Annotated in this window: 5 protein-coding genes; 3 read left to right on the top strand and 2 right to left on the bottom strand. The window is 38.3% G+C overall.

All coding sequences use genetic code 11. From position 1 onward, the window contains the following. Nucleotides 1-159 precede the first annotated feature (159 nt). Nucleotides 160-1,128 (bottom strand): hypothetical protein, encoded by a 969-nt coding sequence (locus KDK67_RS13430; RefSeq protein WP_250869361.1) that lies wholly within the window; start codon nt 1,126-1,128, stop codon nt 160-162. Nucleotides 1,129-1,172: 44 nt separating this feature from the next. On the opposite strand from KDK67_RS13430, the gene KDK67_RS13435 reads away from it, so the two are divergent. The 3 genes from KDK67_RS13435 to KDK67_RS13445 all read left to right on the top strand — a co-directional run bounded on the left by KDK67_RS13435 (nt 1,173) and on the right by KDK67_RS13445 (nt 2,858). After that, on the top strand, nt 1,173-1,898 hold the full coding sequence (locus tag KDK67_RS13435) for a zinc ribbon domain-containing protein (protein WP_250869363.1): 726 nt from the start codon (nt 1,173-1,175) through the stop codon (nt 1,896-1,898). A 147-nt stretch (nt 1,899-2,045) separates the two neighbouring features. Beyond that, entirely contained in the window at nt 2,046-2,402 is a 357-nt protein-coding gene (locus tag KDK67_RS13440) for a DUF4389 domain-containing protein (RefSeq protein WP_250869371.1), read from the top strand. Nucleotides 2,403-2,465: 63 nt separating this feature from the next. Then, a complete protein-coding gene (locus KDK67_RS13445) occupies nt 2,466-2,858 on the top strand; it encodes a thioredoxin family protein (protein WP_250869372.1) in 393 nt (130 codons plus the stop codon). A 32-nt stretch (nt 2,859-2,890) separates the two neighbouring features. Here KDK67_RS13445 and KDK67_RS13450 read toward each other — a convergent pair whose 3' ends face one another. Next, nucleotides 2,891-5,089, bottom strand: coding sequence for an ATP-binding protein (locus KDK67_RS13450; RefSeq protein ID WP_250869373.1), 2,199 nt, complete (start codon nt 5,087-5,089; stop codon nt 2,891-2,893). Nucleotides 5,090-5,441: the final 352 nt, after the last annotated feature.

Here is a 5,441-nt window from a genome sequence, read left to right on the forward strand (position 1 = left end):
TTTCAGGGAGTGACTAAAATAGAGGCATAGTATATTGTTTTTTGGTAAAATCAATATCAAGCACTGATGGAATTGTGTTGAGTATTCTAAGTTTATATCAAATACGTGAGGATGGCTGAATAGTTACCTTTTTTTTTAATTAATTTTATTTACCTTGTATTATTTTGATCTTGTATATTTTGGTGAGTCCAGCCCAACATCGATGAGTGCTTTCTTCTTGACGAGGCTATCTATGAATTTTTTAGCTCCTCTTAAGTTAAGCCCGGAATGTTCCATAACATCATTGAGGTCAAAGTACTCTTCATCTTCAATGAGTTGATCCACGATCTGTGTCAATTTAGTCCGGGTTCCATTTGTGGAATGCCAGAATGCAAATTTCCGGTTATTTTCATCAGTTTCATTGTATACAAGATCGTCTTCCTCCAGATCGTAGATGAAAAATCCCAGTCTCTGATGTGAATATGTCCTTGCCCAGTCCTTTATGTTTTGATCCCATGAACTGCTGATAAAACACAGGCTCATGTACTGGTTTTGTTCGATGGTACTTGCTTTTGCCTGTATCATCTCGATGATATCTCTCTTGTCGTCTATGGATTTCCCGTAGTTATCGACGATAAGCATTGGAGTTTTGAACCTTCCTTCCTTTATGGAGCCGCGAACACTTTTTTTTGAAAGTTCGACCTTCCATTGCTTGTCTGCAATGTATTCTCCATCATAAGATACCTCTGGATGCTGTTTCTCAAATTTTTGCTCCAGAATATTTACGTAACTGTAAAGTTTTGAAAGGGTTTCAGTATCAAGTTCATCTTTTTTAGTATGGGCCTGGGTGTCAGAGGGAACTGATGTTTCATCTTCAATATCATCAGTTGAGCTAGTTTTGATCTCGGTGGGGAAAGTTTCAGACATTTCAGTTTTGTCTTCTGCAGGGGCTTTTTCCTCAGCTTCTTTCTGCTCTTTCTCTCTTATTTCCCTTTCTTCTCTTTCAGCTTGCTTTTTACTTCCGATCCTGTTCTCGTATTCGCTCAGGTTCTTGTTTGTAAGCTCTATCCTGTGGCTAAATCCCATGTCCATTTTGTCCACAAGGTCACTGATAGCAAAGACATCGACATTCTCACCGATAGGGGACATTAAAATCTCTCTTTTCGTACCTGATGTTTTCCTGTTGAAAGGGGATGAGAAAACGATGTCTATGCTTGAACCCGGTGAAGGAAAGACGGTTACTTTCGAGGTTCGCCCTAACTGGTGAATGTGGTAACTGTAAGATCTCTGCAAGCATTGATTACTATGACTATAACACAAAGAAGCGGAAGCATGTTGATCTTGAAGGCAAGATGGTAAGCATGGTGTGTCCGGTACTTCGGGTCAGGCAGATCGATGAACCTTCCTGGAGGTCGTTGGTCAGCACCCTCATTTCAGCAGAAGAGGATTCTAAATACCTTGAGATCCCTGCAGAGAACCTGTTCGATATTGCTACCCGGGTTCTCAAGGACATGAACATGTACATGATCGAGCCGGAGATCACATCAACACCTCGCCTTTTTACGGGAGTTGCAAGGTTCTATGCTGAATGTGTTAGGGGGTTGAAATATGCATCATATGTCGAAGTTGTAGGCAAGAGCCGATCACGCCTTATATTAAGGGCATGGGCTGAAAAAGAAGATGCACTTACCGGTTTCTATTATAAGATGCTGGAAGAGATCGAAAAGAGAACAGATATCAAACTTTTCGTTGATGGGGGTTCTGCACAATACAATATAAGCACTACCAATATTACTGATAGCCTTATCCAGCGCTCTACAATAGGTTCGGAATCTGAAGTCAGGAAGTGTCCCGTTTGCGGAAAAGAAGTAAAGGATAATGCAAAGTTCTGTGAAGACTGTGGGGAAAGGCTGGACTGAACAGGCAGACAATTTCTGGTCTGCAAACCCTCCTTCCTTATTTTTTCTCTTTTTCACTGAAAAAACATATAACTTATGCATTTGATTCTTACATATAGTTTACTTTATATATTTTATAATTTAATAAAGTGTTTCGGTGTCAGAATAATGGATCAGAAAAGAATGAATGAGCTTTTTGTATGGAACAAAAAAGCTTCCCGTTTGGAATTGTTCGTAAGGATATTCTATGGTATACCTGTTGCGATCATTCTATCTCTCTATAGTTTTTTAATGACGATTTGTTTTTTCTTGCAATTACCTTTTATTTTGGTACTCGGAAGAAGACTTCAAATTCTGAACAAGGTCATAAAAGGCTATTTGGAATACTATACCCAAATTGCAGGTTATTTCTATATGACGACCGATGAACGTCCTGGTATCCTACCAAAGGATATTTCTATCTTTGAAAAGCAACTTTATTATGATCACAATACGGTCGAAATATTTGATAGGGACGAAAAGTGATGTTCCTCACCAAATAAAAAAGTGATCATCTATTTCATAAACGATATTAATGAAGGGGGTAGCATGCACAATAGTTATGTAGGGGAAGTAAGTAACGGTAATTGGGAAAAGATGGTTGAAAAGGAGCCTAAACCTGTTCTGGTAATGTTCTATCTGACTACATGTTCTCATTGCAAAGCGATAGAACCTTACTTCAGGGAGTTTGCAGAAACATACAAAGATTCATGTAAATTCTTCAAGCTCAATGCCGAAATTAACCCATGGGTCTCAGAAAGATATGGTGTGGAAGGAACACCCACTTTTATATTCATGTGTGCTGGAAAAATGATACGGGGCATGGCAGGTGTTTCCCATCCTTCTGAACTTAAAAGGAACATTGAGGATTTCCTGAAGAACGGTTCAGTGTGTGCTGCTAATGTCACATCGCTTAAGTACGACATGTCAATGTACGGCTGACCACTTATCCACTGCTCTCTTCTTTTTATTTTTCATTTATTAGCAGGGATCGTAAAGGTGAAAGTACTGCCTTCGTTCATCTCGCTTTCCACCCATATTTCTCCACCGTGCAACTCAACCAGTTTTTTCACAAGAGCAAGGCCAAGGCCTGTACCTTCTTGTTCTTTTGTGTTAAAGTCCCCGACCTGTATGAATGGTTTGAAAACTTCATCGAGATGGTCCTTTGAGATCCCGGTCCCGGTATCTTCAACATTGACATACAGTTTCTTGTGCATTGACCATGCGTTGATGGTAACATTCCCCTCTTCAGGAGTGAACTTAATGGCATTGCTTACCAGATTATACATTATCTGTTTGAACATTGTCTTGTCAGCATTTGTAGTAATGGTATTATTAGCAATGTTGTGGGATAAGTTTATTTTCTTTTTGTTCGCAAGGGGTGAAAGGATAGAGGTCGTATCTTCGATCATTTCATTGAGCTCAAAATCTTCGCTTCGCAAGTGCATCTTTCCAGCTTCTATCTTTGAAATATCAAGTATATTATTGATAAGGCCCAGCAGATGTTTTCCGCTGATTAAAACATTATCGACATACTTGGTCTGTTTTTCATTAAGTTTGCCGAACATCTCTGTCTTCAACAGATCCGAAAATCCGATTATCGCATTAAGGGGTGTCCTTAATTCATGGCTCATGTTTGCCACAAAATCACTTTTCGCTTTATTTGCTGCTTCTGCTTCCATCATTAAGTTTATCAATGCGTTCTCTGCATTCTTTTTTTCAGTAGTATCAATAATAAGTCCTTTCAGATGGTCAACATTCCCTTCGCTGTCGTATATTAAGGTAGTTCTTTCATTGACCCATCTTGTCTCTCCGTCACCGGTTATGATCTTGTAATCGAGATTCACGGAAGGGGAATCACCACTGTATAGCTTTTTAAATTCTACTTCAACATTCCTTTTGCAGTCCGGGTGAATAATGTCGTCATAATTGAGATGACCATCAATGAACTCATGAGCCTCATATCCTAAATTACTGATATTATCCGAAATGATCTCTACTGGCCACCCTTCCTGTGCCTTCCATTTGAATACGATAACAGGACTGCTTTCAACCACTTTTTTTAATTCATCATTAAGTTCGTTTGATCTTTGTAATGCATCAAGTATATCGTTCAAACCTTCCGGTATGTTCTTAAAATCAACTTCTATATCGGTATTTGCTCGCTTGTTAAACGATCCTTTAAGAGCAGTATCTGATATGTCTTTAAAGTCATTGACTATATTTTTAATAGGTTTTGTTATCCTTTGTGCAGAAAAGATTGCAATAGTTCCCATAAAAAGAATTGCGATTGCAGATATAGCCACCAATATATTCTGCATGTCTGTAACACCTGCATACATTTCCCCTTTTGGAACTACGACCAGCATGGAATAATTACCAGTTCTGACCGGTTCATAGAAAATGATAGAATCCTTATCTGTTACAGGATCGATCATCTCGATATGACCTTCTTTACCATTTTCGATATCTTTTGCCATTTTCAGTATTTCTGGCTCTTCGAAATCGTAGAGTGTCTTTGATCCGATCCATTCTTTATGAACTGGGTGGGATATGAGCAGTCCGGTATTACTAACAGTGAAAGCATAGCCTGAATCTAATATTTTAATGTTGGATATTTCCTCATCGATGTAGCTCAAAGAAACATCTGCACCGCCAATACCGATAAATTCTCCTTCGATAATAATGGGTGAAACATAGCTTACAATAAGTTCTCCCCGATACAGGTAGGGTTCTGTCAGCACATCCATTTTTCGTTCCTTTGGCAACTGGTAGTAGTCAAGGGAATCATAATGCACAAGAGGCTCGAGGAAGATCTTTCCACCGATCCGGTTCCAGTATGGGAGAAATCGACCTGTTTCATCGTGAAATTTCGTATTTGCATATGCAGAATCATTTAGGTCAAAAGCGTTAGGTTCGAACCCTGCATAGACTCCTAAAATATTTGGATTATCTGTCAATGTCTGTTTGACAATGCCACTGGCAATTTCTCGATCCCCATATCTGTACCCTTTCATTGAGCTGGCAATCCCTCTCGAAATTGCCATATTGGCCCGCATATCTGCATCAAAATTAGATGCATAATTTTTCGTAAGAGAAATAATTTCTTTGTGTATCAGTTCTTCATGCTGTTCAGTTGTTGTAGAAATGATCAGGGACATAGTGAATGTCATGACTAGGATGATACCGATTACTATATACAATAAAATTTTGAAATCCAATGGCACATCTTTAAAGTTCATTCATTATCCCTTCGTTTTTAAATAATCATTTTTAGGATCAATACGCATCAAGTTCGCATATATAATCACAATTGTAATGAATTAATCCGTGTAGTTAGTTCACAACTTAATATATTTTGTGTTTGTTTTATTGTAACTATTCGAGAATTTCAAATTAGAAAGTTAACTTAAAAACCTATTCCATTTTTCATTAACTCCACTACTTTTTCTGCAACAAATAGCCATCATTAGCTTATTAGAACTTATCCAGTCTTCATGGCTAAAACAACAACAATATATCGTG

Origin of the sequence: Methanococcoides seepicolus, assembly GCF_023684405.1 — an archaeon.
GTDB lineage: Archaea > Halobacteriota > Methanosarcinia > Methanosarcinales > Methanosarcinaceae > Methanococcoides > Methanococcoides seepicolus.

Bases quoted from the DNA above. Each gene is read 5' to 3' on its own strand.
- KDK67_RS13450 (WP_250869373.1), bottom strand. From the start codon at position 5,089: ATGACATTCACTATGTCCCTGATCATTTCTACAACAACTGAACAGCAT.
- KDK67_RS13430 (WP_250869361.1), bottom strand. From the start codon at position 1,128: ATGTCCCCTATCGGTGAGAATGTCGATGTCTTTGCTATCAGTGACCTT.
- KDK67_RS13435 (WP_250869363.1), top strand. From the start codon at position 1,173: ATGAGAAAACGATGTCTATGCTTGAACCCGGTGAAGGAAAGACGGTTA.
- KDK67_RS13445 (WP_250869372.1), top strand. From the start codon at position 2,466: ATGCACAATAGTTATGTAGGGGAAGTAAGTAACGGTAATTGGGAAAAG.
- KDK67_RS13440 (WP_250869371.1), top strand. From the start codon at position 2,046: ATGGATCAGAAAAGAATGAATGAGCTTTTTGTATGGAACAAAAAAGCT.